The sequence below is a fragment of the Pseudomonas fluorescens genome, from assembly GCF_004683905.1.
GTDB classification, from domain to species: domain Bacteria; phylum Pseudomonadota; class Gammaproteobacteria; order Pseudomonadales; family Pseudomonadaceae; genus Aquipseudomonas; species Aquipseudomonas putida_A.
On sequence record NZ_CP038438.1, the window covers coordinates 4745474 to 4761474 of the forward strand.

A 16001-nucleotide genomic window follows, 5' to 3' on the forward strand; every position below is an offset into this window, starting at 1 on the left:
TCGGCCGGGCTTAGTCATTTCTGGGGCACGGCAAATATCCCCTGTGGGAGCGGGCTTGCTCGCGAAAGCGCCGGGTCAGTCAACCACTGTGGCAACTGAAAGATTGCATTCGCGAGCAACCCCGCTGCCACAAAGGGGATTGCATCAACTGGAATATCTTTGTGTGACTGGAAAATGCTGTTTCAGACTTGCACTATTGCCTTCTACAAACGCCCTCCAGGAACCTCCAGCCATGTCCGATGACATCCACTTCTACGAACCCGCCAACGGCCACGGCCTGCCTCACGATCCGTTCAACGCCATCGTCGGCCCGCGCCCCATCGGCTGGATTTCTTCGCAGGATGCCCACGGCCGGCTGAACCTTGCGCCTTACAGCTTCTTCAACGCGTTCAACTACATTCCGCCGATCATTGGTTTTTCCAGCGTCGGACGCAAAGACAGCCTGAACAACATCGAGCAGACCGGCGAGTTCGTCTGGAACCTCGCCACCCGGCCGCTGGCCGAGCAGATGAACCAGAGCTGCGCAATGGTCGCGCCTGAAGTCAACGAGTTTGAACTGGCGGGGCTGACGCCCGTGGCGTCGAAGGTGATTGCGGTACCACGGGTGGCCGAAAGCCCGGTGTCCTTCGAGTGCAAGGTCACGCAGATCATTCAGTTGCAGCGCGCCGATGGCGAAACCGTGCCGAGCTGGCTGATTCTCGGCGAAGTGGTCGCTGTGCATATCGCCAAGTGGCTGTTGAAGGACGGGATCTACGACACCGCCGCGGCAGAACCGATTCTGCGCGGCGGCGGGCCGGCGGATTATTTCCAGTTGGGGCCAGAGGCCTTGTTCAAGATGTGGCGCCCGGGTGCGGGCAAGTAAGCACAGTTACCAGATCAGCTCGGCGTCATCAGTGACGCCCTGCAGACGTTCCAGCTCCTGGGTCGCCGCGTCGTCGGCCGCGATGGCGCCGGGGAAAACCTGATCACCCAGCAGTTTGTGGAAGCGTGGCGCACCGCCATCGACCAGGGCCTTGACCGCGATTGCCGCGTGGTAACCCTTGTTGCCGCCCAACTCGACGGGGACGACTGCGGAGACTGCTTCGAAGTGTTCAAACTCTTTACGTGCCATGGCACACATCCTGGCTCAGATGAATAAGCCGGACATTAAACCCTCAACCGGCGAGTTTGTGTATCGGTGCCGGGCATTGTCCGAGCGCCTGCGCCGCCGACACCTCTTTGAAGGTGTGGAAATCCAGGCTGTTGACCACCAGATCCTGAACCAACTCGGCAAAGATCTGCATCGACGGGCTGTTGAAATACGCGGTCATTGCCTGTTGATGGCTCCAGAAACCGGAGACCAGCCACAGGTCCGGATCGCATTGCGAATGCTGCAAGGCGAAGTTCAGGCAACCGGGGGCGTTGCGTGACGGTTCGATCAAGGCACTGAGGCGTACACCCAGTTCGGCGGAGCGTCCGGCGCGCGCTCGAACGAAGGCCATATGACTGACGGGAATCTGCTTGGACATGTTCAACCCTCCCAGGGAGTCGCGTGGCAGCCGGGGACGGGCTGCGACAGGATCAAAGGTTAAGGGCCGGGCGCAAGATGCCGTTAGTCGATTCCTGCCGCTGCGTTGCACAATCCTGCGAGACTGCACAAACGCCCCGCATCGATGGGTAGAAACCTGTCACACCGCTGTCACAACGCTTTTGTGTAGGAGCTGCCGAAGGCTGCGATCTTTTGACTTTTGTTTTTAAAATCAAAAGATCGCAGCCTTCGGCAGCTCCTACAGGGGTCTTCGACCCAAGGGGTAAGGTGGCGGTCGCAGGCTGATGGCCGGCACGCAAAAGCAGCCCATGCAGAATCAGGCAAGCATTTGACAGGATGTGTCTACCGCTGACGCTTGCACAAACATATGCTCTGCCCCATTCCAGATTCCTTGCCGAGGATGCCGTGCATGACGTCATTCGATCGTTTCCAGTCTCCGCCCGATGCCGACATGGAAAAACAGCGTGCAGAACTCGCGGCGATCATCCGCCGCAACACCACGGACGACGGCAGTTACCAGACCGCCATCGGCTCGCTGTTCATGTCGCGCCATACCCAGTCCCATGACTTCGCCCCGGTACTTGCGCAACCGGCGCTGTGCATCATGGCCCAGGGCCGCAAAGAGGTGCGCCTGGCGGATGAGTTCTTCAATTACGACCCGCTGAATTATCTGGTGGTCTCGGTCTCGATGCCGCTCAGCGGACGGGTGGTGAATGTCTCGCCGGAGGATCCGATTCTCGCCGTGCGCCTGGACATCGACCCCGCGGAAATCACTGCACTGATCGCCGACGCTGGGCCGATGGGCGTGCCGACCCGACCGACCGGGCGCGGCCTGTATGTGGAAAAGATCGACAGCGCGATGCTCGACGCGGTGTTGCGTCTGGCGCGACTGCTGGATGCGCCGAAAGACATCGCCATGCTCGCGCCGCTGATTCGCCGGGAGATTCTTTATCGCCTGCTGCGCAGTCCGCAGGGCCATCGCTTGTATGAAATCGCGATTGCCAACAGCCAGAGCCACCGCATCAGCCAGGCGATCAAATGGCTCAACGGCAACTTCGAACAGCCGCTGCGCATCGATGATCTGGCGAAAGAAGTCAACCTCAGCGTTTCAACCCTGCATCACCGCTTCAAGGCAATGACCGCGATGAGTCCGTTGCAGTACCAGAAGCAATTGCGCCTGCAGGAAGCGCGGCGCCTGATGCTGGCCGAAGGGCTGGAAGCGTCGGCGGCGGGCTATCGCGTGGGCTATGAAAGCCCGTCGCAGTTCAGCCGCGAGTACAGCCGCTTGTTTGGTGCACCGCCGTTAAGGGATCTGGCGCGGTTGCGGCAGTCGGTCTGATCCGGCATCTGCGGTGAGGCTTATGGCCCTATCGCGAGCAGGCTCACTCCTACAGTTGGAATGCGTTCCCCTGTAGGAGTGAGCCTGCTCGCGATGGCATCGGCAAGATCACCATCAAATCCTGATCAAGCCCCCAACACTCGACACGCCTCGCTCGGCAACGTCACCGACACCGGATGCCCGATCCCCAAACCGATCCCCTGACACGGCGTACTCAACGCGGTGAACGTCACCCCGGAACACTCCACCGTGGTCTCGATGGTCGCGCCGATATCGCGCACGAACGTCACCTTGCCGAGCAAGCGATTACCCGCCGTGGCTTGTGGCGCGGACAGTTGCAGATCCTCCGGACGAATCAGCATCTTCACCTTCTGCCCCACTTCGATGCTGCTGCAGATCGGCACTTGCAGCGCATCACCGCCCGGCAAACTGACCTTGCCGTCACCCAGCGCCGTGGCCGGAAAAATGTTGCCCGAACCGATGAAGTCGGCAACGAACTCGTTGGCCGGATGCCGATAGATTTCGATCGGTGTGCCCACCTGCTGCACCTTGTGCTCGCCCAGCACCACGACGATGTCGGCCATGGTCATGGCTTCGCGCTGATCGTGGGTGACCATGATCGTGGTGATGTTCAAACGCTGCTGCAACTGGCGGATTTCCACCTGCATCGACTCGCGCAGCTTGGCGTCCAGCGCCGACAACGGTTCGTCGAGCAGGAGGATTTTCGGCCGCGAGGCGATGGCCCGGGCAATCGCCACCCGCTGCCGTTGCCCGCCGGAGAGTTTCGCCACCGGCCGGTCGATCATCGCCTGCAACTGGATCAACTCCAGCAATTCCACCACCCGCGCCTGCTGCTCGGCCTTGCTCACGCCGCGCAGTTTCAGCGGGTAGGCGATGTTCTCGCCGACGGTCATGTGCGGGAACAGCGCCAGCGACTGGAACACCATGCCGAAGTTGCGCAGGTGCGCGGGGGTGTGGCCGATGTTCTCGCCATCCAGGCGAATCTCGCCGCCGGTGAGGGTTTCCAGCCCGGCGATCATCCGCAGCAAGGTGGTTTTGCCGCAGCCCGAGGGGCCGAGAAAACACACCAGTTGGCCTTCCGGCAAATGCAGATTGACGTCCTGTACCGCGCAAGCCGAGCCGTAGAATTTCTCGACGTTTTCCAGAATCAGACCAGTCATGTTGCACCTCAAATCAAAAGGAAACGCCGCCCTCGCCCACCAGTTTCTCCAGCGCCCAGATCAGGACGAAGTCGATCAGCACGATCAGCACGGCAAACGAGAACACGGTAGGGTCGAGCGATGACACGGTGCGGCTGTACATCCAGATCGGCACGGTCATGACGTCGATGGTGTAGAGGAAATAGGTGACGGTGAATTCGTTGAACGAGACGATGAACGCCAGCAGCATCCCCGCCAGAATCCCCGACTTCATCAACGGCACCACCACGTCGACAATCGCCCGCAGCGGTGAGGCGCCGAGCATCCGCGCGGCTTCCTCGACTTCACTGCCGATGGAGAGCATGGCGGCGGTGCAGTTTTTCACCACGAACGGCAGCGCCAGAATCACGTGGGCAATCACCAGTCGCGAGGTGGTCAGGTGAAACGGCAGGCTGTCGAACACCAGCAGCAACGCCAGTCCCAACACCACCATCGGAAACACCAGCGGCAGCGACATCAGTTGCAGCGCCACGGCTTTGCCACGGAACTCGCAACGGGTCAGCGCATAGGCGGCAGGCACCGCGATCAGCGTGGCGAAAACCATGGTCAGGCACGACACCAGCAGGCTGGTAGCCATGGCCTGACCGAGACTCAGCACGTCGCTGGCGTCTGGCGAGACGAAGGTGTGCCAGGCCGCCTTGTACCATTGCAGGCTGTAGCTGCTCGGCGGGAAGTCGAGGTTCGACGCACCGCTGAACGACATGACGATCATGGTCAGGATCGGCAACACCGCCAGCAGCAGAATGAACCCGGAGAGGATTCCGGCGAGCTTGCCGGTGTCGCCGGGCAGCAGCGCCATGCGCTTGTTGGTCAGGGTACTCATTGCGAAGCCTCCAGCAGACGCCGACGACGGCCGGTGATGTATTCAGACAGGGTCATGATCGCCAGCGTGGTGACGATCAGCACCACCCCGGCCGCCGATGCCGCGGGCCAGTTCATCAGCGGCGCGATCTGGTCATGCACCATCACCGCGAGCATCGGCACACGGCGGCCACCGAGCAGCAACGGCACGACAAAACTGCTGGCGTTGTAGGCGAACACCAGCGTCGCCCCGGTGATGATCCCCGGCAGACTCATCGGCAACACCACCTGACGGAACACCTGAAAACGACTGGCGCCCAGTGTCGCCGCCGCCTCTTCGTAGGTACGCGCAACACCACGCATGGCGCTGGCAATCGGCAGCACGGCCAATGGGAACGCGGTCTGCACCAGGCCCATCAGCACGCCGTTCTGGTTGTACAGCAGCATGATCGGGCGCTTGATCAGGCCCAGGCCCATCAGCGTCTGGTTGAGCATCCCGCCCGGGCCGAGAATCACCAGCCAGCCGTAGCTTTGCAGCAGCAGGTTGACCAGCAGCGGCAGCAACACTGCGGCAAGGAAGATCCGCCGCACGAACGGCGAGGTCAGCCGTGACATGGTGTACGCCACCGGGATCGCCAGCAGCACCGCGATCACTGCACTGATCAGCGCCAGACGCAGGGTCAGCAGCAGGGATTTCAGATAGTAGGGTTCGAGCAATTGCGCGTAGCTGGCGAGGCTGAACCCGCTCCATTCCGCGCCTTTAGTGCCGACGCTCATGCGCAGCACCAGCAGGCTGGCCGCGATCAGCACACCGAGAAACAGCATCGACGGCGTGAGGAAAAACCACGCCCGGGCGGTCGGCGAAATACCGCGCGCCGGGCGCACGTCAGCGGCGCCAACCGGTTGGGTCAGGGATTGATGTTCCATAGCAATGATCTCGTCAATGGAAAGCTAATCTCGCAAACACCTCAATCTCCTGTGGAGTCATTTTTTGTGGTGAGGGGATTTATCCCCGACCGGCTGCGAAGCAGTCGCAAAACCATCGTGCGCGGTACATTTGATGCACCGTATTTGCTGATCTTGGGGCAGCTACGCTGCCCATCGGGGATAAATCCCCTCACCACAGGACTCGCTCCCACAGGGGGCCCGTGGTGTTCGGGAGGCCGGCGTCAGGAAGAAAAAATTTCCGTATAGCGACGAATCCATTGGTCATGCACGGTCGCCAGGAAGGCGTTGTCGTGCATGATCGCCTTCTCGGCAATCTGCTCCGGCGTGAGGATGTACGGGCTCTTGCGCGCTTCCGCGGAGATGATCGCCTTGGCGTTGACCGGGCCGTTGAAGATGTCTTCGGCCATCTTGCCCTGCACCAGCGGGTCGAGAGAGTGGTCGATGAAGGCGTAGGCCAGGTCGATGTCGCCCGGCCGGTTCTTCGGCATCACCGAGAGCATCAGGTCGGTGTAGAAACCTTCCTTCATGCCGAATGTGGCACCGAGGCCGTAGTTCGGATCGCGGATCTGCTTGGGGAAGAATGCCGGGGCGTACAGCCCACCCATGTCCAACGACCCGGTGCGGAACAGTTCGGCGATCTGGTTCGGGTTCTCGCCGAGGGTGACCACGCGATCTTTCAGCTCTGCGAGTTTCTTGAAGCCCGGCTCGATGTTGTGTTCGTCACCGCCGGCCAGTTTCGCGGCGATGATGATCAGGTCCATCGCCTCGGTCCAGTTCGGCGGCGGCAGGAAAATGTTCGGCGCCAGATCGGCATCCCACAGCGCGGCATAACTGTCCGGTGCCTGTTTGAGGGTGCGAGTGCTGTAGACCAGACTGTTGCACCACAGCAGGTAACCGATGCCGTGCCCGTTGGCGCCGGTGCGGTATTTTTCCGGTACGTCGATCAGGTTGGGAATCCGGTTGAGGTCGGGTTTCTCCAGCAGCCCCGCAGCGGCCAGACCTTCGGCGCCGACCCCAGCCAGGGTGATGATGTCGTACTGCGGACGATCACCGCCGGCCTTGAGTTTGGCGACCATTTCCGAGGTGCTGCCGGTGCGGTCGGCGATGACCTTGGCGCCGGTCTTGGCCTCGAAGGTGGCGGCAATGTTGCGCAGTGCGGCGAGGCCGGTGTCATCCGACCAGGTCAGCAAACGCAAGGTCTTGCCGGCGAACCGCGTGTCGCTGGCGCTGGCGCTGGCCCGGATGAAGGGCATGCTCAGGGCCGCCGCCGCTACCGAGGCGACGCCCACGGTTTTAATGAATTGACGCCTGTTCAGATCGTGCTCGCCCATGACGGACTCCCTTTGTTCTTTTAAGTATGAGGTTGGTCGCAACCGTTGCATCCGCGCGGCCGGATCCGCTGCAGGCCTTGTATTAAAAGGCCTGCAGCGCTGCCGACGGGTTCATCCTGAGGTCGTGCAATACACCTGACTATCGATAAAAACTCATCGAAGCCATGACACCGACGCATGCCTCGTTGCGAGGCATGCACTCACCGTTTTCGGGCGTTCAGAGCGCCCGGATCACGTGTTTGATTTCCTGAAACGCGGCCAGGCCCCACGGCCCCAATTCACGGCCGATGCTGCTCTGCTTGTAGCCGCCCCACGCCGTCTGCGGGAAGATCACTTGCGGCGCGTTGAGCCATACAAGCCCCGCCTGCAGGGCGTTGGCGACGCGGTCGGCAGTCTCGGCGTTACGCGTCACCACACTGGCGACCAGCCCGAACTGGCTGTCGTTGGCCAGGGCAATCGCCTCGGCTTCGCTGCTGAAACTGCGCACGCAGAGCACCGGGCCGAAAATCTCTTCACACCACAACGCACTGTCGAGGGGCACATCGGTGAACACCGTCGGCTGCAAAAAATAGCCGCGCGGCAGATGCGCCGGACGATTGCCGCCGCACACCAGCTTCGCCCCGGCACTCAAACCGCGGTCGATGTGGCCGAGCACGCGCTGGTATTGCGCCTGATTGACCAGCGCGCCCATCTCCACGTCCGGGTCGAACGGATCGGCCACGCGAATCGCTTGTGCGCGCTTTTGCAGACGCTCAAGAAACTCATCGGCCAGCTCATCGGCGACCAGCACCCGGCTGGTGGCCGAACACATTTGCCCGGCGTTGAAGAAACCGCCGCCGCAGGCCAGTTCCACCGCCAGTTCCAAATCGGCATCTTCAAGCACCAGCAGCGAAGATTTGCCGCCCAGTTCCAGGCTCACGCCCTTCACCGTTTCGGCGGCGCGCTGCATCACCTGCACGCCGACGGCATTGCTGCCGGTGAAGGAAATCTTGGCGATGCGCGGGTCCGCCGACAGCGGTGCACCGACCGCCAGACCGGTGCCGCAAACCAGGTTGAACACACCGTCGGGCAAGCCGGACTCGGCAATGATCGCCGCCAGTTCCAGCTCCGGCAGCGGCGTGACTTCCGACGGTTTGAGCACCACGCAGCAACCGGCGGCCAAGGCCGGGGCGAGCTTCCACGCGGTGGTGACCATCGGGAAATTCCACGGCACGATCAGCCCGACCACACCGCACGGTTCACGACGCAGACGCGCGCTGAAGTCATCGCTGGGCAGCGCCACGTTGCTGTCGAGTTGTGCGTCGAGGCCTTCGGCCAATTCGGCGTAATACTCGAACGTGGCGATCACATCATCGACGTCGATCGCCGCTTCGAATTGCGGTTTGCCGTTGTTGCTCGACTGCAACTTCATCAGGTGGTCGCGACCGTTGCGCACGCCGTTGGCGATGTTGCGCAGGATCGCACCGCGCTCGGCACCGCTGGTTTTCGACCAGTGCTTGAACGCTTCAGTGGCCGCGCTGACGGCCAGATCGACCGCGCTTTCATCGCCGCCATTGACCGTGGTCAGCAGCGCTTCGGTCGCCGGATTGATCACCCGCAAATGCTCGCGACCGGCCGACCATTGGCCATTGATGTACAGGCCATCGAGTGTGGTTGGGAAATTGATCATCGGGCCACCGCCTGCATCCATTGGTTCTGGTCGATTTCGATCAGGGTCGGGCCCTGACGATCAGTGGCGGCACGCAGCGCGCCGCGCAGTTGTTCGACCGAGCTGATCGCTTCGGCGGCGCACCCCAACGCGTTGGCAACGCCGATGAAGTCCGGGGTGTAGATGTCGACGCCGACCGGTTCGATGGCGCGGTTGACCATGTATTTTTTGATCTCTTCGTAGCCCTGGTTATTCCACAGCAGGATGATCACCGGCGTGCGCGCTTCAACCGCGCTGGCCAGTTCCGGCAGGGTGAACTGCAAGCCACCGTCGCCGATCAGGCACACCACGGGTGGACGAGCGCCGCCCTCGACGCTGCCGCCAAGCCACGCGCCAATCGCCGCCGGCAAGGCGTAACCGAGGGTGCCGTAACCGGTGGACGAGTTGAACCAGCGCCGTGGTCGCTCCGGGTTGAAGGTGAGGTTACCGGTGTACACCGGTTGTGTGGAGTCGCCGACGAATACTGCGTCCGGCAATTCGTGCAGCACGGTTTCCAGAAAACGGGTCTGGGCCAGGGTTGGCGCATCCCAGGTCGCGGCCAGTTCATCGCGCAGACGCGCTGCCCGCACCTGACCCCAATCATTGCGCCGCTCGGCCAGCGCCTGCTGCGACAGTGCGCCGAGCAGCGCTTGTGCAGCGTTGCGCGAGTCGGCGACCAAGGCCACGTGCGGCGGATAGTTGCGCACGGTCTGATCGGCGTCGATGTCGATGCGCAGCAACTTGCCGGGGATTTCAAAGCCGCCGGCGAAGGTCACGTCGTAATCGGTTTCGGCCAGTTCGGTACCGATCGCCAGCACCACGTCGGCATCGGCCACCAGTGCGCGAGTGGCGACCAGGCTTTGTGTCGAGCCGATCAGCAGCGGATGGCTGGAGGGCAACATGCCTTTGGCGTTGATGGTCAGCGCCACCGGGGCGTCGAGCAACTCGGCCAGTTCGGTGAGTTCGGCGGCGGCATCGATGGCGCCGCCACCGGCGAGGATCAACGGACGCCGAGCGCCGGCCAGCAACTCGCTCATGCGCCGTACGGCTGCTGGTGCAGCCCCGGCGCGGTCGATGTGCACCGGAACGCTGGCGAGCAGCTCATCAGCCTCTTCTACCAAAACATCCAGCGGAATCTCGATGTGCACCGGACGCGGACGCCCGGCCTGAAACAGTGCGAAAGCACGGGCCAGCACGCCGGGCAATTCCGCCGCCGACATCAGGGTGTGGGAGAACGCCGCGACGCCGCCGACCAGCGCGCTCTGGTTCGGCAACTCGTGGAGCTTGCCGCGACCGCCACCCAACTGGCTGCGGGTCTGCACGCTGGAGATCACCAGCATCGGGATCGAGTCGGCGTAGGCCTGGCCCATCGCGGTGGTGATGTTGGTCATGCCCGGGCCGGTGATGATAAAGCACACACCCGGTTTGCCGCTGGTGCGCGCATAGCCGTCAGCCATGAATCCGGCGCCCTGCTCGTGCCGTGGAGTGACGTGGTTGATGCTCGAACGGGCCAGCCCGCGATACAGTTCCACGGTGTGCACCCCGGGAATACCGAACACCTGCTCGACCCCGTAATCCTCGAGTAACTTGACCAGTACTTCGCCACACGTCGCCATGTCGATTGCCCTTCTTGTTCGTTTGAGACACAAGGCCTTTGTGTAGGAGTGAGCCTGCTCGCGATGGCGTCTTCACATTCAACATTACGGTGACTGACACACCGCTATCGCGAGCAGGCTCACTCCTACAAAGGGCCCTTCGATGAGCTCATTGAACGGGCGGCAGGTAGCGGCAACAATCGATTAAAAGTCATACTAGCCATGTCCTCACGTCATACCTTGGATCCACATGAAACGACTGCCTCCCCTGCCCGCCCTGCACACGTTTCTGATTACTGCGCAGTGCTGCAACTTCACCCGGGCGGCCGAGCAGTTGCACATCACTCAGGGCGCGGTGAGCCGGCAGATTGCCGGGCTGGAAGCTCATCTGGGGTATGAGTTGTTCATCCGTCTGGCCCGAGGCCTGGAGCTGACCGCCGAAGGACGCGAATGGCTGCCACGGGTGGAAAAGATCTTCGGCCTGATCAGCGAGGCCACCGAGCAGATCGGTCGCAAGCGGCAAACCCTGCAACTCAAGGCGCCCAGCTGCGTGATGCGCTGGCTGGTGCCGCGCCTGCTGCAATGGCAAAAGGAACGCCCGGACGTGCCGGTCAAACTGACCACCACGCTGGCCCATGGCGTCGACTTCCAGCGCGAGCAATTCGATGCGGCGGTGATCTACGGCACGCCGCCGGACAACTCCTCGACCGCGCTGCATCTGTTCGATGAGCAACTGACACCGGTCTGCTCGCCAGCATTATTGAAAGGCCCACCGGCGCTGAGCGAACCGGCCGATCTGCAACAGCATCTGCTGCTGCATCCGACCCGCGACACCCAGGACTGGACGGTGTGGCTGACCGCCGCCGAATTGCAGTTGAGCAACGTCAACATGGGGCAACATTTCGAGACGCTGGATCAGGCGATGTCGATGGCGTCGCATGGGACGGGTGTGGCGATTGGCGACTGGTCGCTGATCGGCGATGACCTGCGCGCCGGACGGCTGGTGATGCCGTTTGATCTGAAGGTGAAGACGGGGCTGGGCTACTACGTGGTGATGCCACAAGGCGGCGAGGCGTCGCCGCAATTGGAGGAATTGATGATCTGGCTGGTGGAACAGGCGCATACCCGCTGAAGTACACAGATCCCTCCTGTGGGAGCGGGCTTGCTCGCGAATGCAGTGTGTCAATCACTTCAAATGTCGCTGACACACCGCCTTCGCGAGCAAGCCCGCTCCCACATTTGGTCTGCGTCGTTGCTTAATACCCGACCGTAAACCGCTGACGCGAATGCTTCGGCGTTTCCACTTCGTCAATCAGCGCAATCGCGTAATCGGCGAAGGTGATCCAGCTGCGACCTTCAGCACTGAACAGCAAATGGTCCTTGCCAACGCGGAAGGTACCGGTGCGCTCACCTTCGACGAACTCTGCCGATGGCGAGAGGAAAGTCCAGTCCAGATCCTTCTCCTGACGCAAGGCATCAAGAAACGCCGCGCCAGCGCTGGCCTCGGTTTTGTACTCAGCGGGGAAACCGGCGCTGTCGATCACTCGGGTGTCGTCCGGCAGCAACAGCGAACCGGCACCGCCAACCACCAGCAGACGCTTCACACCCGCCTGCTTCACCGGGCCGACCAGAGCACTGGCCGGTACCGTGGCGAAGTGCGCGGCGCTGATCACCACGTCGTGACCGGCGACTGCGGCTTGCAGCGCCGCCGAATCCAGCACATCGACATTCTTGCTGACCACACCGGCACGCGAGCCGATCTTCGAGGTGTCGCGGGCGATGGCAGTGACGCTATGCCCGCGACGCAGGGCTTCTTCCAGCAGTTGGCTACCGGCACGGCCGGTGGCACCAATGATTGCGATCTTGCTCATGACATTCTCCAGTTGGCTTGAGAGTTTCAACGACGGCATAAATCTAATCTTGAAGCGGTATTCCCTGTGGCGAGGGAGCTTGCTCCCGCTGGAGGGCGAAACACTCCCCGCCTGTTTCAGATACAACGTATTGGCAGGTTTTGCGCCTGCTGCGCAGGCGGGCGGGAGCAAGCTCCCTCGCCACAAAAGTCCTCTCGACCTCTGTTTCAGATCAATCGGGTTACCACTTCATCTCGCCCTTGGCGACTTTGGCGCTCAGTTCCAGCGAACTTTCTTCGCCGAGTTTCGGGTAGCGCTTCTGCATGGCCTTGATCAGTGCGGCGGAATCCTTGGCCTTGGCGGTTTCTTCATCGAAAGCCTTAATGTAGTCGGCGGTGAATTTCACGCTGGCCAAAGAGCGGCTGCTCTCGCCCAGGTAGTGACCCGGCACCACGGTTTTCGGCTTCAGGGTTTCGATCGAGTGCAGGGTTTGCAGCCAGTCGGCGTGGGATTGCGCGGTCTGGGTATCGGCCATCCACACATGAATGTTCTCGGCGACCACGACGCCACCGACCACAGCCTTGAGCGACGGAATCCACACGAAGCTGCGATCCGGTTGTTTGCCTTCAAGACCGACCACCTGCAACTTCTGCCCTTCGAGCATCAGGCTGTCGCCCTTGAGCACGCCCGGCACGATGGTTTTGGCCGGTACGTCGGCGCCCATTTTCGGGCCCCAGAAGGCGAGTTTGCCGGCGACGGTTTTGTTGATGTGGTCCACGGTCGGCTGCGAGGCCAGCACTTCGGCGTCGGGGAAGGCCTGGGTCAGGGTGTCGAGGCCGAAGTAGTAATCCGGGTCACCGTGGCTGATGTAAATGGTGGTCAGGTGCTTGCCGCTGGCGCGGATCTTCTCCACCACCTGCTCGGCCTGGGCCTTGCCGAATTGTGCATCGACCAGAATCGCGTCTTTCTCGCCGCTGACCAGCACCGAAGTCACCGGGAAGATCGCATTGGTGCCCGGGTTGTAGACATCCAGGGTCAGATTGGCGGCAGCGGCGTGGGCCGCGAAACCGAGGGTGGCGGTGGCCAGTAAAACGCGCTTGAGGGTAGTGAAGCCGATCATCTGTTGCTCCGTGGTCCGAATGCCGTGTTTGGCGATGGGACAGAGCTTAGTTGCCTGACTCGGTACAAAAAATGCGATGCTTGGACATAGTTTGTTTCTGAAAGCGGGCAAATCATGGATCGTCTTCAAGCAATGCGGGTGTTTGTCACAGTGGTCGATCTGGGCAGCCAGTCGGCGGCAGCCGATCATCTGGACCTGTCACGGCCAGTGGTGTCGCGCTATCTGGCGGAGCTGGAAGACTGGGTCGGCGCGCGCCTGATGCACCGCACCACGCGCAAGTTGAGCCTGACTGCCGCCGGCAGCGAAATCCTGCCGCGCTGTCGGCAGATGCTCGAACTCTCGACCGACATGCAGGCCGCCGTCAGCGAACCCGACGAGGCACCGCGCGGACTGCTGCGCATCAGTGTCAGTACGTCGTTCGGTCAGGCGCAACTGGCCGATGCCATGGCGGCGTACGTCAAACGTTACCCCGGGGTCAGCATCGACCTGCAGATGCTCGACCGCACGGTGAATCTGGTGGATGAACGCATCGATCTGGCGATCCGCACCAGCAATGACCTCGATCCGAACCTGATCGCCCGGCGCCTGACCGTGTGCCGCTCGGTGGTCTGCGCCGCACCGGCTTATTTGCGCGACAACCCGCCACCGCAACGGGTCGAGGACCTGAGCCGACACAACTGCCTCACCCACTCCTACTTCGGCAAGAGCCTGTGGCATTTCGAGGAGGACGGCGAGCCCGTGTCGGTGCCGGTGCAGGGCAACATCAGCGCCAACGAGGCCAGCACTCTATTGCGCGCAACCCTGGCCGGTGCGGGCGTGGCGATGCTGCCGACCTATCAGGCCGGGGTGCATGTGCATGCCGGGGAACTGGTGCGCCTGCTGCCGGGTGCCGAGCCACGGCAGATGAACATCTACGCGGTGTATGCGTCACGCAAGCATATGCCGGCGGCGTTGCGCAGCATGCTGGATTTTCTCGTCGAACGATTCCCGGAAAATCCCGAATGGGATATGGGCCTGTAAATCCGATGCCCCTGTGGGAGCGGGCTTGCTCGCGAAGGCGGTGTATCAGTCTGGATTCTCATCGACTGACACCACGCCTTCGCGAGCAAGCCCGCTCCCACAGGGGGATGTCACATAGGCCGAATCCGTGGCTGGCAACTCTATGCCGCTGACCTATGCTGAAAGTAATACCGCAGGGTATGCGTTCAGAGGTCTACGCCATGAACATCAGAACAAGAAGGTACTTCGCGATTTTCATCACCTGCGCTGCCACGCTGGCGCTGTACGGCACCGCGGCCTGGCGGGTCGAGCAACTGCGACAACTGCCGCGCGAATACGCCAGCTGCAATTTCGAGCGCTGTATTCCGCACAATGCGACGCTTAATGCGCTGCGCTGAATGATCTGAGCTGGCATGCAATCCTGTGGGAGGGGGCTTGCTCCCGAATGCGGTGTGCCATTCAGCATTGATGCACACTGATACACCGCTTTCGGGAGCAAGCCCCCTCCCACAGGATATCGCCAGGTTTACAGGATCACTGCTCGGCCTTCAGCCGGTCACGAAACGCCTTTGGCGAAATGCCCACCCTGCGCCGGAACAAGCGCGTGAAGTTGGTCGGATCGGAAAATCCCAACAACTCCGACATCTCGTAAATGGTCATGCTGGTGTAGGTCAGCAAACGTTTGGCTTCCAGCAACTGGCGTTCGTGCATGATCTGCAGCGCCGGCTGCCCTGCCAGTTCGCGGCAGGTGCCATTGAGGTGTGACACCGAAATCCCCAGGCGATGGGCGAGGTCTTCGACCTTCACATGCTGGCGGTAAGTCTCCTCCACCAATTGAATGAACCCGTTGAGGTATTCGCGCTGGCGTTGCGGCCGCTGGCTGGCGTTATGGCGCACGAGCGCCTGACGGCTGACCCAGACCATGATCACGCTGACCAGCGAATGCATGAGCATTTCCCGCGCGGGTTGATGGCCGTTGTACTCGGCCTGCAACGCTGAAAACAGACTGTTCAGGTACTCCGCGTCCTTGCCCGCCGGGTAGTGCTCGGCCTGGGCCAGTGCGTGCACCGAACTGCCCAGTTGCGCCTGCAGGTGATTGATCAGCGGATTGGCGAGGGTGACGACGAATCCTTCGACGTCTTCGGAAAAGCGAAAGCCATGCACCGACAACGGTGGCAGGACTTGAATCGCGGGTTGGTTGAGCTGCGTGCGTTGACCTTCGATTTCAAGCTCTGCCTGACCTTTGAAGACGAAGAGCAACTGGCACAAATCGGCGTGGCGGTGGGGTTTGATTTCCCATTGATGTTCGCGGCTGCGTTTGGAAATGGTTTCACAGTGCAGCAAGTCAGGGGTCGGCCAGTCCAGGCTTTCACCGTAGAGCTTGAACACCGGAATCGAAGGCAGGTCAGGCTTGTTCATCACTTCAATCCAGGCCTCGAGGTTGCGGGCGATAATCGCACCGATTGGCAAAATGTACAGGTATCGGCTCAGTTTTCACCTTCAATTGACAGACCCGCAAGGGAAAAATGCAAGCACTCGATCCATAAAAATCATTCACCGGCGCCTGTCGCGTGAAGCTTGCG

At 61.6% G+C, this 16001-nt stretch carries 16 protein-coding genes; 5 read left to right on the forward strand and 11 right to left on the reverse strand.

Annotated elements, in window-relative coordinates; all coding sequences use genetic code 11:
• Window positions 1–232 precede the first annotated feature (232 nt).
• Window positions 233–862, forward strand: a complete 630-nt coding sequence (locus E4T63_RS21830) for a flavin reductase family protein (protein ID WP_095136994.1) — start codon at window positions 233–235, stop codon at window positions 860–862.
• A 6-nt stretch (window positions 863–868) separates the two neighbouring features.
• Here the strand turns inward: E4T63_RS21830 and E4T63_RS21835 are convergent, their stop codons facing one another.
• Both E4T63_RS21835 and E4T63_RS21840 read right to left on the reverse strand, forming a co-directional pair.
• The gene (locus E4T63_RS21835) at window positions 869–1111 is read right to left on the reverse strand and encodes a hypothetical protein (protein WP_047296118.1); all 243 of its coding nucleotides are present in this window, start codon (window positions 1109–1111) and stop codon (window positions 869–871) included.
• A gap of 43 nt (window positions 1112–1154) precedes the next feature.
• A complete protein-coding gene (locus E4T63_RS21840; protein ID WP_095136993.1) occupies window positions 1155–1508 on the reverse strand; it encodes an antibiotic biosynthesis monooxygenase family protein in 354 nt (117 codons plus the stop codon).
• Between the two features lie 429 nt (window positions 1509–1937).
• Between E4T63_RS21840 and E4T63_RS21845 the strand changes: the two genes are divergently transcribed.
• On the forward strand, window positions 1938–2867 hold the full coding sequence (locus tag E4T63_RS21845) for an AraC family transcriptional regulator (protein ID WP_027612494.1): 930 nt from the start codon (window positions 1938–1940) through the stop codon (window positions 2865–2867).
• Between the two features lie 125 nt (window positions 2868–2992).
• Here E4T63_RS21845 and E4T63_RS21850 read toward each other — a convergent pair whose 3' ends face one another.
• From E4T63_RS21850 to E4T63_RS21875, 6 genes are all read right to left on the reverse strand, one after another.
• Window positions 2993–4048, reverse strand: coding sequence for an ABC transporter ATP-binding protein (locus E4T63_RS21850; RefSeq protein WP_135296447.1), 1056 nt, complete (start codon window positions 4046–4048; stop codon window positions 2993–2995).
• 13 nt (window positions 4049–4061) lie between these two features.
• The gene (locus E4T63_RS21855; RefSeq protein WP_027612492.1) at window positions 4062–4910 is read right to left on the reverse strand and encodes an ABC transporter permease; all 849 of its coding nucleotides are present in this window, start codon (window positions 4908–4910) and stop codon (window positions 4062–4064) included.
• Window positions 4907–5815, reverse strand: a complete 909-nt coding sequence (locus E4T63_RS21860) for an ABC transporter permease (RefSeq protein WP_025111659.1) — start codon at window positions 5813–5815, stop codon at window positions 4907–4909. Before E4T63_RS21860 ends, E4T63_RS21855 begins: the two co-directional genes overlap by 4 nt.
• 242 nt (window positions 5816–6057) lie before the next feature.
• The gene (locus E4T63_RS21865; protein ID WP_098965317.1) at window positions 6058–7167 is read right to left on the reverse strand and encodes an ABC transporter substrate-binding protein; all 1110 of its coding nucleotides are present in this window, start codon (window positions 7165–7167) and stop codon (window positions 6058–6060) included.
• 217 nt (window positions 7168–7384) lie between these two features.
• Complete coding sequence (locus tag E4T63_RS21870; protein ID WP_135296448.1) at window positions 7385–8836, reverse strand: aldehyde dehydrogenase family protein; 1452 nt, start codon at window positions 8834–8836, stop codon at window positions 7385–7387.
• A complete protein-coding gene (locus E4T63_RS21875; protein WP_135296449.1) occupies window positions 8833–10470 on the reverse strand; it encodes a 5-guanidino-2-oxopentanoate decarboxylase in 1638 nt (545 codons plus the stop codon). The genes E4T63_RS21870 and E4T63_RS21875 overlap by 4 nt, the downstream gene beginning before the upstream one ends.
• A gap of 229 nt (window positions 10471–10699) precedes the next feature.
• Here E4T63_RS21875 and E4T63_RS21880 point away from each other — a divergent pair, with 229 nt between their 5' ends.
• On the forward strand, window positions 10700–11581 hold the full coding sequence (locus tag E4T63_RS21880) for a LysR substrate-binding domain-containing protein (protein WP_027612487.1): 882 nt from the start codon (window positions 10700–10702) through the stop codon (window positions 11579–11581).
• Window positions 11582–11705: 124 nt separating this feature from the next.
• Here E4T63_RS21880 and E4T63_RS21885 read toward each other — a convergent pair whose 3' ends face one another.
• Complete coding sequence (locus E4T63_RS21885) at window positions 11706–12320, reverse strand: NAD(P)-dependent oxidoreductase (RefSeq protein ID WP_098965321.1); 615 nt, start codon at window positions 12318–12320, stop codon at window positions 11706–11708.
• A 220-nt stretch (window positions 12321–12540) separates the two neighbouring features.
• Window positions 12541–13419, reverse strand: coding sequence for an MBL fold metallo-hydrolase (locus E4T63_RS21890; RefSeq protein ID WP_135296450.1), 879 nt, complete (start codon window positions 13417–13419; stop codon window positions 12541–12543).
• A 114-nt stretch (window positions 13420–13533) separates the two neighbouring features.
• Between E4T63_RS21890 and E4T63_RS21895 the strand changes: the two genes are divergently transcribed.
• Both E4T63_RS21895 and E4T63_RS28575 read left to right on the forward strand, forming a co-directional pair.
• The gene (locus E4T63_RS21895) at window positions 13534–14439 is read left to right on the forward strand and encodes a LysR family transcriptional regulator (RefSeq protein WP_209318218.1); all 906 of its coding nucleotides are present in this window, start codon (window positions 13534–13536) and stop codon (window positions 14437–14439) included.
• A 200-nt stretch (window positions 14440–14639) separates the two neighbouring features.
• Window positions 14640–14816 carry a hypothetical protein gene (locus tag E4T63_RS28575; RefSeq protein ID WP_007964044.1) on the forward strand — a complete coding sequence of 59 codons (177 nt, stop codon included), beginning with the start codon at window positions 14640–14642 and terminating at the stop codon, window positions 14814–14816.
• Between the two features lie 136 nt (window positions 14817–14952).
• Here the strand turns inward: E4T63_RS28575 and E4T63_RS21905 are convergent, their stop codons facing one another.
• Entirely contained in the window at window positions 14953–15837 is an 885-nt protein-coding gene (locus tag E4T63_RS21905) for a helix-turn-helix domain-containing protein (protein ID WP_007964041.1), read from the reverse strand.
• Window positions 15838–16001: the final 164 nt, after the last annotated feature.

Coding starts and splice junctions, on each gene's coding strand:
- E4T63_RS21830 (WP_095136994.1), top strand. CDS start 233: ATGTCCGATGACATCCACTTCTACGAACCCGCCAACGGCCACGGCCTG.
- E4T63_RS21835 (WP_047296118.1), bottom strand. CDS start 1,111: ATGGCACGTAAAGAGTTTGAACACTTCGAAGCAGTCTCCGCAGTCGTC.
- E4T63_RS21840 (WP_095136993.1), bottom strand. CDS start 1,508: ATGTCCAAGCAGATTCCCGTCAGTCATATGGCCTTCGTTCGAGCGCGC.
- E4T63_RS21845 (WP_027612494.1), top strand. CDS start 1,938: ATGACGTCATTCGATCGTTTCCAGTCTCCGCCCGATGCCGACATGGAA.
- E4T63_RS21850 (WP_135296447.1), bottom strand. CDS start 4,048: ATGACTGGTCTGATTCTGGAAAACGTCGAGAAATTCTACGGCTCGGCT.
- E4T63_RS21855 (WP_027612492.1), bottom strand. CDS start 4,910: ATGAGTACCCTGACCAACAAGCGCATGGCGCTGCTGCCCGGCGACACC.
- E4T63_RS21860 (WP_025111659.1), bottom strand. CDS start 5,815: ATGGAACATCAATCCCTGACCCAACCGGTTGGCGCCGCTGACGTGCGC.
- E4T63_RS21865 (WP_098965317.1), bottom strand. CDS start 7,167: ATGGGCGAGCACGATCTGAACAGGCGTCAATTCATTAAAACCGTGGGC.
- E4T63_RS21870 (WP_135296448.1), bottom strand. CDS start 8,836: ATGATCAATTTCCCAACCACACTCGATGGCCTGTACATCAATGGCCAA.
- E4T63_RS21875 (WP_135296449.1), bottom strand. CDS start 10,470: ATGGCGACGTGTGGCGAAGTACTGGTCAAGTTACTCGAGGATTACGGG.
- E4T63_RS21880 (WP_027612487.1), top strand. CDS start 10,700: ATGAAACGACTGCCTCCCCTGCCCGCCCTGCACACGTTTCTGATTACT.
- E4T63_RS21885 (WP_098965321.1), bottom strand. CDS start 12,320: ATGAGCAAGATCGCAATCATTGGTGCCACCGGCCGTGCCGGTAGCCAA.
- E4T63_RS21890 (WP_135296450.1), bottom strand. CDS start 13,419: ATGATCGGCTTCACTACCCTCAAGCGCGTTTTACTGGCCACCGCCACC.
- E4T63_RS21895 (WP_209318218.1), top strand. CDS start 13,534: ATGGATCGTCTTCAAGCAATGCGGGTGTTTGTCACAGTGGTCGATCTG.
- E4T63_RS28575 (WP_007964044.1), top strand. CDS start 14,640: ATGAACATCAGAACAAGAAGGTACTTCGCGATTTTCATCACCTGCGCT.
- E4T63_RS21905 (WP_007964041.1), bottom strand. CDS start 15,837: ATGAACAAGCCTGACCTGCCTTCGATTCCGGTGTTCAAGCTCTACGGT.